Annotated in this window: 3 protein-coding genes; all 3 read right to left on the bottom strand. The window is 47.0% G+C overall.

Translation table 11 applies throughout. From position 1 onward, the window contains the following. Positions 1-93: 93 nt before the first annotated feature. Positions 94-603 carry a ribosome recycling factor gene (frr, locus tag ACTHUM_RS13000; protein WP_440403059.1) on the bottom strand — a complete coding sequence of 170 codons (510 nt, stop codon included), beginning with the start codon at positions 601-603 and terminating at the stop codon, positions 94-96. 175 nt (positions 604-778) lie between these two features. Beyond that, positions 779-1,078, bottom strand: a complete 300-nt coding sequence (locus tag ACTHUM_RS12995; protein ID WP_107768626.1) for a DUF2818 family protein — start codon at positions 1,076-1,078, stop codon at positions 779-781. Positions 1,079-1,298: 220 nt separating this feature from the next. Beyond that, on the bottom strand, positions 1,299-1,801 hold a 503-nt coding region (locus ACTHUM_RS12990; RefSeq protein WP_440403058.1), incomplete at its 5' end, for an NADH-quinone oxidoreductase subunit N.

The raw sequence follows: 1,801 nt of genomic DNA, 5'->3' as shown, positions 1-1,801 counted from the left end.
GGGAACAAACCGTCCAAAGGCCGTCTGAACGGTTTGCACACAGGATTAAATCGCCATCAAATCTTCTTCTTTGGCAGCCAAGAGCTTGTCTGCCTAAGCAATATATTTGTCGGTCAACTTCTGAACCGCTTCCTCGCCTCGGCGGGCTTCATCTTCAGAAATTTCTTTGTCTTTCAACAATTTTTTGATGTGGTCGTTTGCATCACGGCGCACATTGCGGATAGACACACGGCCCTCTTCCGCTTCGCCGCGTACTACTTTGATCAAATCTTTACGGCGTTCCTCAGTCAACATAGGCATTGGAACACGGATCAAATCACCGACAGAAGCAGGGTTCAGGCCCAAGTTGGAATCACGAATCGCTTTCTCGACTTTTGCAGCCATATTGCTCTCGAACGGTTTCACACCGATCGTACGCGCATCCAAAAGCGTTACGTTTGCCACTTGGCTCACAGGCACCATGCTGCCCCAGTATTCCACTTCCACTTGGTCGAGCAGGCCGGTATGCGCACGGCCGGTACGCACTTTAGCCAAATTGTCTTTCAATACTTCCAGAGAACGCTGCATTTTGCCTTCAGCTGTCTTTTGAATATCATTAATCATCTTATACTTTCAATTTCATAGGAATAAAACAGGATTAACCGAGAATAGTACCGTTAAACCGCCACCACGACAAGGCTTTACGCCCCAACAGCCTTGTTTTCTAACCGATATTTAACATCAAACAAAATAAAGGCCGTCTGAAAATCTTTCAGACGGCCTTTTCCTAATTCAAATCCTACTCTCTATTCCGTTCATTCCAAAAGTAACGCCATACAAAGCATGGAAAAGCAAAAATCAGGTAGAGGCAGACAACGGTCGCGTAAAACTCCCAATCTTGGGCATGCACGGCACCAGCTCGCGATTCGAGGATATAGGCGAGGATCGAGGTAAGAAGGAAGCCTGCCAGCAACTCGATCAAGTGATGGCCGATATGTTTGCGTTTCAGGGCGATGATGCCGAAGAATTTGGTGGTAATAAATGGTGCGTTGGCAAAGATAAGTGCCAACAGCAAAAGAATGTACATGGATGCGGTCATGATGGTCTTTCGGTTTTCAGACGGCCTATATGTGATTTTAACATGTTAAATGGGCATTCTTGCCCATCATTATCCGTGGAATATTCAATATCTTGATGATACCTGCTTGATGATTGTTCAAAGGCTTGAGGCCGTCTGAACTTTGGGTATATTTCATCCGAATGCGAATCCTAACAAAAACGGCGGCTTTGGAACAGCCGCCGTTGGTTTTGTTTGAAGCTTACAGGGTATTTTCCAATGCTTTGGCACACCAGTCGATAACGGTTTGCGGCATGATACCCCACAGGAGCAGCAAGAAGGCATTGACCGTCAGAACAAATTTAGCGGCATAGTTACTGCCGACCGGCTGGTCATGATCAGGCGCATCGAAGTAGATGACTTTGACCACGCGCAGGTAGTAGAAGGCGCCAATCAGCGACATGATGACGGCAAATACGGACAACCAAACATGGCCTTGTTTCAAGAGTGCCATAATCACGCCGAATTTGGCGTAAAAACCCATCAGCGGCGGAATACCCGCCATGGAGAACATAGACAGCAACATCAGGAAGGCAAACCATGCATGGCGTTGGTTAAGGCCTGCGAGGTCTTTGATATTTTCACATTCAATGTCTTTGGTGGACAATACCATCAAAACACCGAAGCTGACTGCCGCCATCAAAGCATAGGTAATGGCGTAATACAAACCTGCAGTAAAGCCGACTGCGCCTGCCATAAACGCCA

Source organism: Neisseria sp. P0021.S006, from assembly GCF_051956895.1.
The sequence above is the reverse complement of the archived record's forward strand: the minus strand, read 5'-3'. Positions and strand labels throughout refer to the sequence as shown.

Excerpts from the sequence above, each read along its gene's own strand:
- frr (WP_440403059.1), bottom strand. The coding sequence starts at position 603 with ATGATTAATGATATTCAAAAGACAGCTGAAGGCAAAATGCAGCGTTCT.
- ACTHUM_RS12995 (WP_107768626.1), bottom strand. The coding sequence starts at position 1,078 with ATGACCGCATCCATGTACATTCTTTTGCTGTTGGCACTTATCTTTGCC.